The sequence below is a fragment of the Sulfurimonas sp. ST-27 genome (assembly GCF_048081595.1).
Lineage (GTDB): Bacteria > Campylobacterota > Campylobacteria > Campylobacterales > Sulfurimonadaceae > Sulfurimonas > Sulfurimonas hydrogeniphila.
Genome location: NZ_CP182226.1, coordinates 474,009 through 488,111, shown reverse-complemented (window position 1 = coordinate 488,111; position 14,103 = coordinate 474,009). Strand labels below are relative to the sequence as shown.

Sequence of the window (14,103 nt, the reverse complement as noted above, 5' to 3'; positions counted from 1 at the left end):
TCCTATTTTGAAATATGAAGAGCCATATCTAAAAGTCGTGACGAATAACCCCACTCATTGTCATACCATGCCATAACTTTTATCATGTTACCGCCGATAACCTGTGTCAAATCTTCTGCCACAACTGCACTGAACTGCGAGCCTACAAAATCTTGAGAAACGCGCATCTCTTTATCCATATGCAAAAGCCCTTTGAGTCTTGTATCTGCCATTTCGTTAAAAACAGCCGTCACTTCTTCTTTTGTTGTATTTTTGGAAACGACAACATTTAAATCAACCATAGAAACATCAGGTGTCGGTACACGTACTGACTGCCCATGCAGTTTTCCTTCAAGCTGAGGCATTACAAGGCTGATGGCTTTTGCTGCGCCTGTAGTTGTAGGAATCATGTTTATAGCACCGGCACGGGCACGGCGTTTGTCTTTGTTGTGTTTCACATCTAAAATATTTTGATCGTTGGTATAAGAGTGGATAGTCGTCATTAAGCCTTTTTCAATACCGAATGCATCATCAAGAACACGGGCAACAGGACCCAGACAGTTTGTTGTACATGAAGCATTTGAGACAATTTTTTGTCCCGCATATTTTTCTTCATTGACACCCATCACAAATGTCGGTGTTGCTTTGTCTTTCGCAGGAGCAGAAAAAAGAACTTTTTGTATACCGTTGTCAATATGCACCTGCGCGGACTCCTGTGTCAAAAAGACACCGGTACACTCCAAAACCATATCAGCGCCACATTCGGCAAATTTCAGGTTTTTTGGATCACGATCAGAAAAAACTCTTATTTTTTTCCCGTCAATTGCAATGTTTTCATCATCAAGCTGCACAACTTCACTCTCAAATGTTCCGTGAACAGAGTCATTTTTCAATAGATAGATCATCATATCTATATTTGCAGTGTCATTTATAGCGACAACTTCCACATCATCTCTTTTGTGTGCAATACGTGCCACACAACGACCTATTCTACCAAATCCGTTAATTGCTATTTTTAGTGCCATTATAGTTCCTAATATAAAATAATTGGGTAATTTTATCCAAAATTAGTTATAATTCGCATTAAATGAAAACGATAGCACTTTACGGAGGTTCATTTGACCCTCCACACATCGCACATGAGGCAATAGTCAAGGCTTTGGGCGAACTGGACTTTATTGACAAAGTAGTGGTAATGCCTACTTTTTTAAATCCGTTTAAAAAAACTTTTACTGCTCCGGCTGAGTTACGGCTGCAATGGCTGAGAGATATTTTTTCATCTTATAAAGATGTGGAAGTCAGTTCATATGAGGTCGACTTGAAAAAAAAAGTGCCGACAGTTGTGACAGTCAAACATTTGCTGGATAGTTATGACAAAATTTATTTGGTTATCGGTGCAGATAATTTAAAATCACTGCATCAATGGTATGCTTATGATGAACTGAAAAAACTGGTAACTTTTATAATTGTCACAAGAGACCGTATAAAAGTACCAAAAGATTTCATTCAGCTTAACATAGATGAAGACATATCTTCATCTATGTTAAGAGAAAATTTTGACAGTTCAAAAATACCAAAAAAAGTCAGAGATGAAATAACACAATATTACAAGGAACACAATGCAAGACAGAATACAAAACATAGTAAACACACTCGATAAAAACAAAGCGGAATCCATAGAGGTTTTTGATCTCCGTGACAAAAACTATTTCGTTGATTATGCGGTTATAGCCTCTTCTCTTGGACAAAAACACACCACTGCCCTTTTGGACCATTTAAAAAATGAACTCAAACCTGCCGAACATTTTAACAATGTAGATGAAAGCGGTGACTGGATTGTTGTTGATTTGGGCGATATACTTATTCACATCATGACTCCGGAATACAGAACAAAGTATGATATGGAAACATTTTTAGGGGAGCTTGGAAGTCACTAGATCAGTTTTCAACACCTTGTTTTGTTTATCTAAAATATCTTTATAGTTATAGATGGACTCAACATATTTGACAGGCTCTGCCCCTCTTGCATATCCGTATTTTAAAGTTCTGTAATACTTTTTTTGCGAGAGCAGAGGCAGTACTATTTTCAAATCACTCCAGATATTTGGATTAAGTCCTAGTTTTTTTGCAAGCTTTTGCGCATCTTTTATATGTCCCATACCTATATTGTAAGCAGCCAGGGCAAATTTTAGTCTGTTCTCCCCTTCTACTTCTTTGGGAACAAATTTTATCATCTGTTTTAAATGCCGTGTTCCGCCAATTACACTCTCTTTCGGATTCAATCTGTTTTTCACACCTAACATCTTTGCTGTACGTTGTGTCAGCATCATCAACCCGCGAACACCTGTAAAACTTTTGGCTTTTGCATTCCAGTGTGATTCTTGATACGAAACAGATGCCAACAGTGTCCACGGAATGTCAAATCTTTTTGCAGCATACTTAAAATATTTTTCATACTTTGGCAGTCTGCTTTTCATTCTTTTGTAAAACATTTTTGTATTATAATAATCAAAGAAAAGAATATAGCTGTAATAGTGGTCTTTAAGCTGTGTCATCTTGCCTTTTTGGTTATAATCATTGAGCCAGGCATACATATCAGCTTCTAGCTCTTTTGCATTTTTTGGGAGCAGCCATGCCAACTGTTCTCTTTTACTGATGGAAAAAGCAAGTGCTATTTCAGGAAAATACCGCAAATTAAGTGCATAGATATTTGAATCCGCTATTGTGCAGTCTATATCATGTTTGGCAACTTTTTCAAGTAACTCTTCTGTTGAATATTCTGAAGTTGTCGTTGCATTTATTTCATATCCGTCTGCCTGAAGTGATTTTATCGTTTCGCTGTAACTCGTATCAGCACCTACCATAATATTTAATCCTGCCAACTCCTCCACATTTCTTGGAAAATTTGATCCGCGCAACATTCCTCTGTTACAAATCACCTGCTCTTCGACTTCAAAATACGAAGGTCCAAAGTGAAATTTTTTTTCTCTGTGTGGTGTTTTTGACAAAGATGCAGATGTGATATGAATATTTGGATTTTTGGAGAGTGCTATCGCTTCTTTGACAGTATGTGCTGTTGTAATATTCAAATCCACTCCCAAATGTTCTGCATATGACTGTAACAAATCATATTCAAAACCCTGTGGACCATCTGGACCTATATAGTAGGTCGAAGGAGCATTGAGCAGAACAACGTTTAAAGTTTTGTTTTCGCGAATTGTATCAAGCAGTGTTTGCTCCTGCTCTTTTTCATAGGGCACATAGGCAGTATGGCTCACCCAGCCAAATGCAAAAAAAGAGAGTGCAAAAACAAGTAATATGAAGCTGTACATGTATCTATTCATTGCATTAGTTTACATTTTTAAACTTATGCAAATATAAAACGGTTGACTCCGTTTTCATACTCATGCGCCAAAACCTGCCCATGTGCTTTAAGGATAGAGTCAACAAGATACAGTCCTAATCCAAAGCTGTTTTTCGATGGGTTGTCTTTTGTAAAAGGCTCTATGTAATACTGTAGAGGATGCGAAAGGCATGCACCTTTGCTTTCAAAACAAAGTTCGTTTTTGTCATTCATACGAATTGTAATATGAGAATCGGTAGCATATTTCATTGCATTGTCAATCATATTTTTAATAGCTGTCGTATAAAGTCTGTAGTTTACATGTACTTTTATTTTTCCGCTGATTTTCACTGTGACATGTTCTTTGTCAACCATAGCCATATCTATAGCTCCATCAATTACATCAAGCAGCCTGTACTCGGAAAAATCTTTTTTATCGCTCAGACTTGTCACCTCTTCTATCATTGCAAATTCAGTTACAAGTGTCTCCAGGCGTTTAAAAATAGAGCTGAATCTGTCTTTTTGTTTTTGCGAATCAAGCATCTGTGTGGCGATAGTCCCTTTGGCTATAGGCGTTTTCAACTCATGCATCAAATTTCTTAAAAAGAGTGTACGTGATTCCAACACAGTATTTATTTTCTGTCGTGCATTTTCAAGTTCATTGGCAACTGCACCGATTTCATCTTCACGGTTTGTTTTAAAAGAAATGTCCATATTTCCGTTACCGTACAATTCAATCTTTTTTCTCAATCTGATTAAAGGACGCAGTCTTTGAAGTATCAGAATAAAAGAGAGACTGATAATCATAAATATTGTAATATAGGAATAGAGCAGATTAATATAGCTATAAGGTTTCAAATCGTTGTCTTTGATCAGGATATCACCACTTGGTGTTTCTATATGAAAGTATATATTTCTTTTATACTGAATCATAGTCGCTCTGAGATTTGTTACGATATTTTTCGTATATAACCCTTTGTCATTGATAAGCAAGGAGGTTTTAAAACTTTTAAATCCCTCTCTTTTGAGAACTTTTCCTTTTTCAAATATCTCTTTTTTCAGTTTTTCATCTTTGGTGACTTCAAGATTATACACAGCCAGATTTGCCTCAAGCATAATCTCTGAACTCTGGCGCTGCTGATGTTCACGGTATATTTGGGTGATTACTGAGTATTTTGTAAAAATGTGGTTTATATACTGTTCTTTGTTAAGTTTGTAAAACTCCCAAAAGATTGCACTCAGACTTGTCAAAGAGACAACAAGTGCAAAAAGTACCGTAAATAAAACAGCATGACGTTTGATCATTTGAGGAGCTTGTATCCTACACCACGGACAGACTCTATGAGGGATTTGTCTCCGAGCTTGTTTCTGATGCGTCCGACCATTACATCTATACTTTTGTTGGATGAGTCTTCATTAATGGCATTGACATTATGAATCAAATCTTCACGAGACACAACCAGACCCTGTTTGCTTATCATATAAGACAATATTCCAAACTCTGCATTTGTCAGCTCAATCTTGCGACCTTTATAGGTAATGGTCATCGTCTCTTTATCGCATTTGAAATCACTTTTTGATTCTGCTTTTTCTTCACTTTTTGCTTCATAACGACGCAGTACTGAGTGAATCCTTGCCTCAAGTTCTCTCGGGTCATACGGTTTTGGCAAGTAATCATCCGCACCGAGTTCCAGTGCTTTTATCTTGTCTGTCACATCACTTCTCGCACTTGAAATGATTATAGGAATATCCTGGCGTTCACGAATTGCTTCACAAACTTCCAGCCCGTCCATACCCGGCAATGTCAAGTCCAGTATAACCAAGTCAAAAGGCTCTAACTTTAATATACTTACTGCTTTAAAAGGGTCGTCTTCAGTGACAACCTCAAACTCAAATTGTTCGAGATACTCTGTAAGTATCTCTGCCAGTTCCAAGTCATCTTCAATCATTAATATTTTTTGCATAATTTATTTTAACCAATCTAATCTAATAATGGGTTAATAACCCAGTAAGAGTGTTATATGATATGCTAAAAAAGCAAGAATATATGCCGTAATACTCGTAAATGCCAACAGATAAAAGAAATACTTCAAGCCACCTGCTTCACGGGTAAATACAACAGAAGCGGCAAAACACGGAAGATATACCATGATTATTACGATAAACGCCACAGCTGATGCAAAAGAGATGTTTTTGCTGATGGCATCTTTTAGCGAATAGGTTGTCTCATCGACATTTTCACCAAGTGCATACAATACACCCAGTGTTGAAACAATGACCTCTTTTGCCGCCAAGCCGGTTTCAAGTGCCACCGCCATTTTCCAATCCAGTCCAAGCGGACGAAAAAGCGGCTCGGAAAATGCACCGATTCGTCCCAAATAGCTCTGTTGTAAATTTTTACTTGCAAATTCGTTTGTCAGTTTTGCTTTTGCCTCTGCTGTTTGTGCCTGTTCTATTTTTACTTCATATTTTTTTTCTAACTCCGTATTGTGTGGATAATTACTTAAAAACCAGATAAGTATGGTAGCTCCGGCAATAAAAGTCCCCGCTTTTTTCAGATACATCAGTGTTTTTGAAACTACCGTATGCCATACAAGCTTGAAGGATGGCAAACGGTACTTTGGCATCTCCATAACAAAAGGTTCATCTACCCCTTTAAAAGCCGTAATTTTTAAAATTTTGGCAGCAATCAGCCCGAGCATTGCACCTGTAATATAGATAGCAAAAAGAACATTGCCTGCAATCGATTCACTGAAAAATGCTCCGGCAAAAAGCACATACACAGGCAGTCTTGCCCCACAGGACATAAAACTGATGATAAAAAGTGTGAGCAGTCTGTCTCTGTCATTTTTGAGGATTCTCGCACTCATATAAGCAGGAATGGAACATCCAAAACCGGTTACCAAAGGAATAAAACTCTGTCCGTGCAAACCAAATTTATGGAAAAATCCATCGAGCAAAAAAGCAACCCGCGACATGTAACCGGTACTCTCAAGCAAGGCTATCCCTATAAAGAGGATAATGATATTCGGTGTAAAAAGCACAACCGCTCCCACTCCCGCAATAAGCCCGTCAACAACCAAAGAACGTATATCCTCATTAGTGATTGTTGCACCGATGGCATCTCCAAACCAACCAAAAAATCCGTCAATCCACTCCATAGGTACTGCACCCAGTACAAAGGTAAGCTGAAAAAGCCCCCACATTAAAAACAAAAATATAGGAATACCGTATAAAGGATGAATCAAAACAGAATCGATCTTTTCCGTAATTGTCTTTTTCTCTTTTTCCTGTTTTGTTACTTTCACGACTTCAGCAACAATACCTCGGTTAAAAGAGGCATATTCTTCGGCAAAAGCTTCCTTGATGTCATCTGTATCATGGTGCAGTTCTATATGTTTGGACGCTTCTATCAAAATAGGCTGCAACTCTATCCAAATAGGATCATCATGCAGTTTTTCATAAGTTTTTCTGTTTTCCTTTAAAAGATTTATTGCAATATTTCTATAACTGTTTTTTGCTTCATATTTGTGTTTTTTCAGATAAGAGACTATCTTTTGTATCTCTTCTTCAACCGGTTCGCTAAATACAAGCTTCGGTTCAAGTTTGGGCTTTTCATGCACATCAACAACCATGTTTATCAACTCTTCTATCCCTGTTTTTTGTGCTGCTGAAACTTTTACACAGGGGACATTGAGCAGTTCGGACATATACTCGGCATTTATCTCTATGCCCTCTTTATCCGCTTCGTCACTCATGTTCAGGGCAATGACCATCTTTTTACTCATCGTAAAAAGTTCTGCTGTGAGTTGGAGATTTTTTTCCAGATTTGTAGAGTCTACAACATTGATAATAATATCATAGTCTTCCGCGCAAAGATAATCTCTTGTGACTCTCTCTTCTATTGTATAGTCCGTAAATGCGTAGGTTCCGGGCAAATCAACAACAGTAAAATGATAATGTTTATAATCAAACAACACCTCTGTTTTATCCACTGTCACACCGGAAAAGTTTCCTACATGCAAGTGGGCATTGGAGACAGAGTTAATCAGCATACTTTTACCGACATTCGGCTGTCCCACAAGTGCTACTTTAATATGATTGGCAATAATCGGGCATACTTTTGTTTCTTCATTCATATTGTTTCAACCTCAATAAGTTCTGCTTCTTCGGCACGTAAGGCAATTCGCATTTTTCCTACTTTTACTTCTATTGTTTTTTTTCGCGGGGCATGCTCTAGTACCTGCAGTTGTGTATCTTTCATAATGCCAAAGGAGATAAGTCTTTGTTTTAAATCATAATTTGTCGCCAACTTTAAAACCTTTACTTTTTCGCCTTTTTCACAGTCTATTAATTTTTTCATTTTATTCACTTTGTCTCTTTTAAAAATTATAATTAAGCATAAACTGAACACGATTCCAGTCATGGTCTGTATTTACAGAGTTTTCTTTATCTTTTTGCATACTGTATACACATGCAAACAATAATTCATTATCTATATTATACTCTAAACTTACATCTTGTTCTATTATATGTGCTTTCTCACCCAAACTGTTTGCATTTCCTTTAAAATCACCATAGGCATACAAAAGAGTAAAAATCTCTGTTGTATAACCAATTGAGGATACCAAAGCATGCGCATCCCTGTCATCCGCAATATCATCCAATATGAGTGTATCCATACTGCTAAAAAGTGTTCCTCCGCCAAATCCGCTAAAACTTGCTGTGGCAGGGTCGTTTAAAGATTTGTCATAGGCAATACTCAAACTGATTCCCTTTACTACAAATTCAAACAACCCGCCATAAATCGTAGTGTCATAAGCACTTGAAGCCAACTCTTTTTCATTTAAATACTGCAAAACACAGTGAAGGATCATATCCTCATTAAAATGGTACTGAATCCCTCCATCGAGGTAAAATGCATTTGTTACATCTGTAATATTATAAACCCAAAGATTTAATTCCCATACATTATGATAGCTTAGCCCGCCAAAATTTGTCCCTCGGCTACCCGTTTTTTCCCATGGAGTATCCAGTCCGGCATCAACTCCCTGCCATGACTGAATATTTCCGGCCATCATCTCTAACCCGCCATCCGAATAAGATGCAACATACGCTTCAAAAGTATTACTTATCATACGGATATCATCACTGTCAGCCAGTGGAGTGTCTAAAATCTGGCGTCCTGCCCTTATGTTAAATGCTTTATATTTATAATTTATATATGCTTCGGCAAGCTGCGTATAACTGCCGTCACTTGAAGAGAGTTCACTGTTGTGCCGAGTTCCCTCACCTGTTGCAAAGCCTAGATCATGTGATATGTAAACAGCCGCACCCGCATTAAAACCCTGCAGTTCTGCCAACTCATACTTTAACTTTCCGCCAAGTGCAGTCGCATAATTATTCGCCACATTTTGTTCTTTTTGCTCATATCCGGCAAACATAATCCTAAGCTGACCTGAGACTCTGGCATCTTCAAACATGTGTTCAATATTATTTATTGGAGAAACTTTTCTCACCTGCATCAAGGCCTCTTTGTCTATATTTTTTCTTACAGAGTGAAGACGTTTCTCATTGACTAATGTTTGTTCGGCAGCACTCAGCAATGCTGTAAAAGAAAAATATAATATACTGAGTCTAATAATTTTTAGCATAAAATTCCTATTTATGATTTTGATATGCAATAATAATTCAGTTCTACTTACAGTAAGCTTAATGATATTGATAATATTTATCATATCTTTCTATTCTGTTTAATATGATTTTGCTATAATTGCATTTATATTTTACAAAGGCAGCTATTTATATGAAATTTTTATGGACACCCTCTTCTCACTTTAATCTCGCAAATGTGTTTACCTTTGTCAACATCACAGCAGGACTCCTTGCAACCTATTTTATCACACAGAACAATTTTACTTTGGCGATAGTTTTGGCATGGATTGGCGGTGCTTTTGATATATTTGACGGAAAAATTGCAAGAAAGTATAAACTCTCCAATGAGTTTGGGGTACAGCTTGACAGCTTTGCAGATTTTTTAAGTTTTGTTCTCGTTCCTGTCTTTTTGATATTTCAAGCCGCATATGCACCTTCTTTGCATGGGTTGTGGTTTATTCTTGCGGCAATTGCAAGTATCTACTATGTGATATCAGGGCTGCGCCGTCTTATCCATTTCAATTTGCATACCGACGCCGGTGCGGTTGATAAATATTTTACGGGTGTGCCGACGCCGCTTGGAGCAATTCTGCTCTGGCTTGTCTATTTGTTAAATACTTACAATATTTTACCGGCATACGGAGTTATCGTTTGTATGTTGCTTATCGGCTGGAGTTTGAATTCTACTATAAAGGTAAAACATCCCTAAGCATCAGGCTTTAAAGACACAAGCCCGCACTGAAGTACGGGTTCCAAGGGTGCTTAAAATGTAAGTTTGCCATGTCAGCTTATAAATTTTTTGCAGCATATATTTCAGTCTGAATGCCATTAAACTAAGGAACTTTTCGGAACCCGTACTTCAGTGCGGGCTTTAAGCTTTAAAATCTCCATTTTCTATTTGGAATTTACAGCGTATTTTCCGCTTCCAAGAAGTATGACAAGCAGAGACAGTATCAGATAAAGCAACGGTGTCTCCCAGGACAAACCTCCAAACTTTGAAAGTGTCAGTGAAAACCCATATGCCAAATAGATTGCCGCAAACATATTCACAACCAAGGCAGTCGCCGCCACTCTGGCATAGAGCCCTAAAATAATAAAAATTGGCGCTATCAACTCCCCAAAGTAGACGCCATAGGCTAAAAACTCAGGCAATCCCGCACTGACAACCAGACTTTTAACACCGCCTATACCATGTATGACTTTGTGAATTCCGTGAAACCAGGATCAACACACCCAAACTTATTCGCAACAGCAGTTTTGCAATATCCTGATTTTGAAACATTTTATCCCTTTTTCTCTGTTATTTTAAATTTGCATGAACCGACACTTATTACCTTACCCTTTTTCACAGCCTCTTTTATATAAGCAAAAACACCCTCTACATCATCATTGCCTATTTCTTCTTCTATTATTTTTAAAATATCCTTCTCAGATGTCAGCGTCCAGCTCTTTTCATAATTGTACCTTGTCTCTATTTTCATGTATCGTCTCCATCATCTTCACTCTTGAGCGGCAACTCTTTTTTCGGCTTTAATCCCAGTGCTTTCATATTTTGCGCTCTTTTGATAACATTGCCGCGTCCCGTGCTGAGTCTGTTCATCGCCTTGTCATAAGAGTCCTGTGTTTTTTGCAGGTAGGCTCCTATGTGTTTCATCTCTTCAACAAATAATACAAGTTTGTCATACATCGCTTCTGCTTCTGCGGCTATCTTTTTTGCATGCTCTTCCTGTCTTTGCGTTCGCCAGATGTGCTCTATGGTTCTGAGCGTTACAAGCAGAGTAGAAGGAGATACGACTAAAATATTGTTTTCATATGCACGCTTGAAAAATTCACCGTCTTGTTCAAGTGCCAGTAAGAAAGCCCCTTCAATCGGCATAAAAAGCAGAACAAAATCAAGCGTATTGACCCCTTCAAGTTTTTCATAGTTTTTTGCACTCAGCTCTTTTATATGTGAAGAGATACTTGCAATATGCTCTTTTAAGGCTTTTGCTTTTTCTTCAGGCTCATCCGCATTGACAAACCGTTCATACGCAGTCAGTGAGACCTTGGAATCCACTATAATATCTCGCTTTTGCGGCATATGTATTATGACATCGGGTCGGTATGTTTTACCCTCGTTTGACTTGAGTGTGGCCTGGAGTTCATACTCAACCCCATCACGCAGACCGGATTGTTCCAAGATATTTTCTAAAACCAGTTCACCCCAGTTTCCCTGTGTTTTGTTCTCGCCTTTGAGGGCATTGGTCAGGTTGAGCGCTTCTTGTGCCAGTGTTTCATTCATCATTTTCAGGCGATGCAGTTCATCTTTGAGCAGATGGCGGTCTTTGAGCTCCACTTCAAACTGTTCTCTTGCCTCTTTTGAAAAATTTGTTATCTGTTCGCGAAAAGGTTTTAAAAGCAGTTCCAGCTGCTCTTTGTTTGCACTGCGGAACTGTTTTGACTTGTCTTCAAATATTTTATTTGCCAAAATTTTAAATTCCTGTGAAAGTTCTTCTTTTGCTTTTTGTAAAACTTCCAATTTCTCAGCCGATGCTTTCATCTCATCATTGTATCTCGCATTTAAAACCGCATATTCAATCTCCAACGCATTATAGTCTTCTTTTAGCTGTTCATACGAACCATTGAGTGTAAAATAACTGCTTTGTAATTCTTCTGCCTTTACATGTAAACGTTTGTTCGTGTTTTTTTCTTTTAAATAAAAATATAAAACCAGTAAAAATGAGAGGAGCAAAAAAGCAATAACGACTAAAGAGATGTTTTCATTCATATAAAACCTTCTATAATTTTCTTTTGTGTATTATACTGGATTTTGCCCAGACTTGAAGTCTCAATGCCGTTAAGTTAAGCAAAAAACTGCTGAGAAACTTCTCGGAATCGGTACTTTAGTGCCGACTATGAGCGCTCTTTTATCATTCCAGACCAGACTACAAAAAAATTTACCTGCTCTTTTGTAGCATTATAAACTTAAGTAATTAAAAATATTTGCAACTTTACTGTAAATATTAAAAAATTTAGCTATAATTCCATAAATATTTTAAGGGGAAGATGCCCTGATAGACTTAAAGTGGAAATTTTAGTAGAACTTGCGTCATCTCCTTATGTATAAAAAGGCTTCAAAAGCCTGTTAAAAAAGGATAATGATGCAAGAAACTGCACAAGAAACACAAACAACAACTACAGAAGAACCTACAATCACATTTGATTCGTTAAACCTAAAACCAGAAATACTTAAAAGTGTTAAATTCGCCGGCTTTACAGTCCCCTCTCCTATTCAGGAACAGGCAATTCCTATCATACTTGAAGGCCGTGATATGGTCGGTCAGGCACACACGGGTACAGGAAAAACAGCAGCTTTTTCACTTCCTGTTCTTTCAAACATGAAACTCAACGGCAAAGTGGAGATGCTTGTCATCACACCAACACGGGAACTCGCAACACAGGTCAGTGATGAAATATTCAAATATGGCCGTAATCTGAATGTAAAGACAGTTACCGTATACGGGGGAAGCTCTTATAAGCGCCAACTTGACCTTATCGGTCGCGGTGCAAGTGTTGTCGTAGCAACACCCGGAAGAATGCTCGATCTCTTAAAAAGAAATATGCTCAACAATTTTGCACCGAGTGTCGTTGTACTTGATGAGGCAGATGAGATGCTTGACATGGGATTTTTGGATGACATCACTGAAATTTTCTCTTATCTTCCGACAGACAGACAGACTCTGCTTTTCTCGGCAACTATGCCGCAGCCGATTAAAAATCTTGCAAACAAGATTTTAAAAGACCCTGCTTTTGTCTCTATCACAAAAGGGGAGACAACAAATGCCGATATCGAACAGGAGTATTATGTCATTGATGAGCACGAAAGAGATGATGCGATTATTCGCCTTATGGATGCTGAAAACAGTACAAAATCAGTTGTCTTTTGTAGAACAAAATCAGAAGTTGACAGATTAAGCAATGTTCTTTCAAATGCAGGATATCTGGCGAACGGTCTGCACGGTGACATGGAGCAGCGTCAGCGTGAGACTGTTATCAAAGGTTTCAAAAACGACTCTGTCAAAGTCCTTGTGGCAACCGATGTGGCTGCCCGCGGTATACATGTAAGCAATATTTCTCATGTATTCAACTATCATATTCCTTTTGATCCTGAGTCTTATGTTCACCGTATCGGGAGAACAGGACGTGCAGGAACAAAAGGAAAGGCTATCACACTGTTGACACCTTTGGAGTTTAAAGAACTGCAGCGTATCAAACAAAAAGTCGGTACCTCAATGAATCATGCATTCGTGCCAAGCAAAAATGATTTGCGTGAATCTACTGTGGAAAAAATGGTCAAAACAATTGAAGACCAAAAAATATATGATGAGGCACATAAAATTCTTGACCGTCTCAAAGAAGATATAGACGAAGAAAAAATCATGTTCAAACTCATCTCTATGATCCTGGACAGACAGGATATAAAAGGGCCAAGCAATATCGGTATTCCTGCTGACAAACTTGCTGCTATCCTGGAACGTGCCGGAAAACGCAATGACAGTCGAGGAAAAGGCGGCAGAGGCCGTGGCGGCTTCCGCGGAAACAGCCGTAACCGTTCAGGCGGAGACAGAAACCGTTCGGGCGGCGAAAGAAACCGTGACGGCGGCGGATACAGAGGCAGCAGAAGTTCTTCAAACAGAAACCGAAACAGAGACTAGTTTTTATGGACACTCTCATCATTTATGAAGATGAAAACTTTTTTATAGAAAAAGAAGAGAGTGAAATTCCCTGGCTCAAAATCTTCACAAAAAAGCCTTACAAAGAGCTTGGAGACATGCCAAAAGAGCTGCGCCTGCAGCTCTTTGAAATCTTTGATATCATCGAAGATGAAATGAAAAAATATTACAAACCTTCCAAAATAAATATGGCTTCCTTCGCAAATATGCTTCCGCGCGTCCATTTACATGTAATGGCAAGATTTGAAAATGACAGCTGCTTTCCTAATCCGATGTGGGGTGAAAAGCTAAGAGATGCTGTTTTAAACCTGCCGGATGAAGCAGAATTTTATAAAAGAGTTGTTGTAGCTTTAAAACAAATCAGCCTGGGTTAAAACCTAGCCTACGTGCTCTTTTAGAAACGGTGCTTTAGCA

15 protein-coding genes are annotated in these 14,103 nt (G+C 38.2%); 5 read left to right on the top strand and 10 right to left on the bottom strand.

Annotated elements, in window-relative coordinates; translation table 11 throughout:
* Window positions 1-2: 2 nt before the first annotated feature.
* The gene (gene gap / locus ACM66U_RS02605) at window positions 3-1,004 is read right to left on the bottom strand and encodes a type I glyceraldehyde-3-phosphate dehydrogenase (protein ID WP_151900961.1); all 1,002 of its coding nucleotides are present in this window, start codon (window positions 1,002-1,004) and stop codon (window positions 3-5) included.
* A gap of 62 nt (window positions 1,005-1,066) precedes the next feature.
* On the opposite strand from gap, the gene nadD reads away from it, so the two are divergent.
* Window positions 1,067-1,639, top strand: coding sequence for a nicotinate (nicotinamide) nucleotide adenylyltransferase (gene nadD / locus ACM66U_RS02600; protein ID WP_418641056.1), 573 nt, complete (start codon window positions 1,067-1,069; stop codon window positions 1,637-1,639).
* On the top strand, window positions 1,599-1,916 hold the full coding sequence (gene rsfS / locus ACM66U_RS02595) for a ribosome silencing factor (protein WP_151900963.1): 318 nt from the start codon (window positions 1,599-1,601) through the stop codon (window positions 1,914-1,916). Before nadD ends, rsfS begins: the two co-directional genes overlap by 41 nt.
* Here rsfS and mltF read toward each other — a convergent pair.
* From mltF to ACM66U_RS02565, 6 genes are read right to left on the bottom strand one after another with little or no spacing between them, the layout of a single operon-like run.
* Entirely contained in the window at window positions 1,893-3,323 is a 1,431-nt protein-coding gene (gene mltF, locus ACM66U_RS02590) for a membrane-bound lytic murein transglycosylase MltF (protein WP_151900964.1), read from the bottom strand. The genes rsfS and mltF overlap by 24 nt on opposite strands.
* Before the next feature lie 23 nt (window positions 3,324-3,346).
* Window positions 3,347-4,627 (bottom strand): ArsS family sensor histidine kinase, encoded by a 1,281-nt coding sequence (locus ACM66U_RS02585; protein WP_188109982.1) that lies wholly within the window; start codon window positions 4,625-4,627, stop codon window positions 3,347-3,349.
* Window positions 4,624-5,286, bottom strand: coding sequence for a response regulator transcription factor (locus tag ACM66U_RS02580; protein WP_151900965.1), 663 nt, complete (start codon window positions 5,284-5,286; stop codon window positions 4,624-4,626). Before ACM66U_RS02580 ends, ACM66U_RS02585 begins: the two co-directional genes overlap by 4 nt.
* Window positions 5,287-5,319: 33 nt before the next feature.
* A complete protein-coding gene (feoB, locus tag ACM66U_RS02575) occupies window positions 5,320-7,461 on the bottom strand; it encodes a ferrous iron transport protein B (protein ID WP_418641055.1) in 2,142 nt (713 codons plus the stop codon).
* Complete coding sequence (locus ACM66U_RS02570; RefSeq protein WP_151900967.1) at window positions 7,458-7,685, bottom strand: FeoA family protein; 228 nt, start codon at window positions 7,683-7,685, stop codon at window positions 7,458-7,460. The genes feoB and ACM66U_RS02570 overlap by 4 nt, the downstream gene beginning before the upstream one ends.
* A gap of 19 nt (window positions 7,686-7,704) precedes the next feature.
* A complete protein-coding gene (locus ACM66U_RS02565; protein ID WP_418641054.1) occupies window positions 7,705-8,976 on the bottom strand; it encodes an OprD family outer membrane porin in 1,272 nt (423 codons plus the stop codon).
* Window positions 8,977-9,128: 152 nt separating this feature from the next.
* Here ACM66U_RS02565 and ACM66U_RS02560 point away from each other — a divergent pair, with 152 nt between their 5' ends.
* Window positions 9,129-9,686 carry a CDP-alcohol phosphatidyltransferase family protein gene (locus tag ACM66U_RS02560; protein ID WP_346389373.1) on the top strand — a complete coding sequence of 186 codons (558 nt, stop codon included), beginning with the start codon at window positions 9,129-9,131 and terminating at the stop codon, window positions 9,684-9,686.
* Between the two features lie 185 nt (window positions 9,687-9,871).
* Here ACM66U_RS02560 and ACM66U_RS02555 read toward each other — a convergent pair whose 3' ends face one another.
* From ACM66U_RS02555 to ACM66U_RS02545, 3 genes are all read right to left on the bottom strand, one after another.
* Entirely contained in the window at window positions 9,872-10,147 is a 276-nt protein-coding gene (locus tag ACM66U_RS02555) for a DoxX family protein (protein WP_418641427.1), read from the bottom strand.
* A 113-nt stretch (window positions 10,148-10,260) separates the two neighbouring features.
* Entirely contained in the window at window positions 10,261-10,458 is a 198-nt protein-coding gene (locus tag ACM66U_RS02550; RefSeq protein ID WP_151900971.1) for a hypothetical protein, read from the bottom strand.
* On the bottom strand, window positions 10,455-11,744 hold the full coding sequence (locus tag ACM66U_RS02545; protein ID WP_418641053.1) for a DNA recombination protein RmuC: 1,290 nt from the start codon (window positions 11,742-11,744) through the stop codon (window positions 10,455-10,457). Before ACM66U_RS02545 ends, ACM66U_RS02550 begins: the two co-directional genes overlap by 4 nt.
* A gap of 373 nt (window positions 11,745-12,117) precedes the next feature.
* Between ACM66U_RS02545 and ACM66U_RS02540 the strand changes: the two genes are divergently transcribed.
* Window positions 12,118-13,671: a DEAD/DEAH box helicase gene (locus ACM66U_RS02540; RefSeq protein ID WP_346389371.1), complete on the top strand. Its 1,554-nt coding sequence runs from the start codon at window positions 12,118-12,120 to the stop codon at window positions 13,669-13,671.
* A gap of 5 nt (window positions 13,672-13,676) precedes the next feature.
* Window positions 13,677-14,063, top strand: a complete 387-nt coding sequence (locus tag ACM66U_RS02535) for an HIT family protein (protein ID WP_151900974.1) — start codon at window positions 13,677-13,679, stop codon at window positions 14,061-14,063.
* Window positions 14,064-14,103: the final 40 nt, after the last annotated feature.